The sequence below is a fragment of the Micromonospora acroterricola genome (genome assembly GCF_003172955.1).
Taxonomy (GTDB): Bacteria; Actinomycetota; Actinomycetes; order Mycobacteriales; family Micromonosporaceae; genus Micromonospora; species Micromonospora acroterricola.
In genome coordinates this window covers 1-1,956 of sequence record NZ_QGKR01000274.1, presented here as the reverse complement: position 1 = coordinate 1,956, position 1,956 = coordinate 1, and the positions used below count along the sequence as shown (strand labels likewise).

The 1,956-nt window shown below is 74.3% G+C and carries 3 protein-coding genes; 2 read left to right on the top strand and 1 reads right to left on the bottom strand.

Going from position 1 to position 1,956, the window contains the following annotated elements; genetic code table 11:
• The first annotated feature begins 111 nt into the window (after positions 1-111).
• Positions 112-930 carry a pyrroline-5-carboxylate reductase gene (gene proC / locus DKT68_RS23945; RefSeq protein ID WP_109819644.1) on the top strand — a complete coding sequence of 273 codons (819 nt, stop codon included), beginning with the start codon at positions 112-114 and terminating at the stop codon, positions 928-930.
• A 104-nt stretch (positions 931-1,034) separates the two neighbouring features.
• Complete coding sequence (locus DKT68_RS23940) at positions 1,035-1,385, top strand: DUF2203 domain-containing protein (protein WP_109819643.1); 351 nt, start codon at positions 1,035-1,037, stop codon at positions 1,383-1,385.
• A gap of 80 nt (positions 1,386-1,465) precedes the next feature.
• Here DKT68_RS23940 and DKT68_RS23935 read toward each other — a convergent pair.
• Positions 1,466-1,956: class F sortase (locus DKT68_RS23935; RefSeq protein WP_109819642.1), on the bottom strand; the 491-nt coding region annotated here is incomplete at its 5' end.

The window sequence follows — 1,956 nt, the reverse complement described above, 5'->3', positions numbered from 1 at the left end:
GTACCCTCCCTGACCCCGCCCGCCCCGTCGATCTCGGGCATGTCGCTGTTCGAGCAGATCAACTCACCACGATCCGCCCAGATCGGGCGGGGTCAGGGAGGGTACGTCGAGATGTCAGCCGGGGTGCACACCGTTGCCGTTATCGGTGCGGGCAAGATCGGTGAGCTGATGCTCTCCGGGTTGCTGCGGTCGGGATGGCCGGTGGACCGGCTGCTGGCCACCGCCCGCCGACCGGCCCGGGCCGAGGAGCTGACCGCCCGCTACGGCGTCCGGGTGGTCGACAACCTGACCGCCGTGGACGAGGCGGCGGTGCTGGCGGTCTCCGTGAAGCCGCAGGACGCCGCTGCGTTGCTCGACGAGATCGGCCCCAAGGTGCCCGCCGACAAGCTCGTCATCTCCCTCTGCGCCGGTCTGCCCACCAGCTTCTTCAACCGCCGGCTGCCCGAGGGCACCCCGGTGGTCCGGGTCATGACCAACACCCCGGCGCTGGTCGACGAGGCGATGACGGCGATCTCCGCGGGCGCGCACGCCACCGGGGCGCACCTGGCGCTGGCCGAGGAGATGTTCAAGCCCCTGGGCCAGACGATCCGGGTGCCCGAGTCGCAGCAGGACGCGGTCACCGCGCTCTCCGGCTCCGGGCCGGCCTACTTCTACCTGCTGGTCGAGGCGATGATCGACGCCGGCATCCTGCTCGGGCTGCCCCGGCAGGTGGCGCACGAGCTGATCGTGCAGACCGCCATCGGGTCCGCGGTGATGCTGCGTGACTCCGGCGAGCACCCGGTCAAGTTGCGCGAGGCCGTCACCTCGCCGGCCGGCACCACCATCTCCGCGATCCGCGAGCTGGAGAAGCACGGCGTCCGGGCGGCGCTGCTCGCCGCGCTGGAGGCAGCCCGCGACCGCGCCCGCGAGCTCGCCGCCCAGGCCGACTGACCCGCCGGGTGGCGCGGGATCACGGCCGGCGCTCGCCGCCCGGGCCGGCTGACCCGCCGGGCGGCGGGGAACCGTGTCCCCGATGCGTGCCGCATACTGGCGCGGTGTTCACACTCGCCCAGGCCCGGCACCTGGCGGCCACCCTGCAGCCGCGCATCGACGAGTTGATCCGGCTCCGGGCCGACCTGGCCGAGCTGCGCGTCGACCTGGCCGACCACGGCGTCAGCGCGCTTGGCGGGCTGGCCGAGGTGAAGGGGCTGGAGGCCCGGCTGCACGCCGTCATCGACGAGCTGCACCAGCACGACATCCAGGTCAAGGGCATCGCGCCGGTGCTCCTCGATTTCCCCGGCGAGCGGGCCGGCCGTGCCGTGCTCTGGTGCTGGCTGGAGGGGGACTCCGACGTGCGCTGGTACCACCGGGCCGAGTGCGGCTTCGCCGGCCGCCGCCCGATCTGACGCCGCGATCCACACCGGGATCCTGACGGTCGGGGCGTCCCGCCGCGTCGGATGCCGCGACCTGCAGAAAACCGGGCCGATCACCAGCTGGCGGGCTCGGTCACCGCGAACACCACCACGTTGTCCCGATAGTGCCCGCGCCGCCGGTCGAAGTCGCCGCCGCAGGTGATCAGGCGCAGCTCGGAGCCGGGCGTCGGACCGTACACCTCGGCGGTGGGGAACTGGTCCTTGCGGGTGCGCAGCGACCCGGTCACCCGGAACGGCAGGCGCTGCCCGCCCCGCCACACCTCCACCCGGTCGCCGGGGCGCAGCTCGCCGAGCCGGGCGAAGACCGCCGGTCCGCGCCGCGAGTCCAGGTGCCCGGCGAGCACCGCGGGGCCGGTGTCGCCGGGGGCCGGGCCGCCGCCGTACCAGCCGGCCGTGCCGAAGTCGCTCGGCGGGATCAGTGTGCCCGCGCGGTCCAGACCGAGCACCGTGAGCGCCGAGTCGACGCCGATCCGCGGTACGCGTACCCGAGTGGGTGGACCGTGCGGCGCGGGCGCGGCGCCGGCGGAGCGGCAGTCGTCGGTGC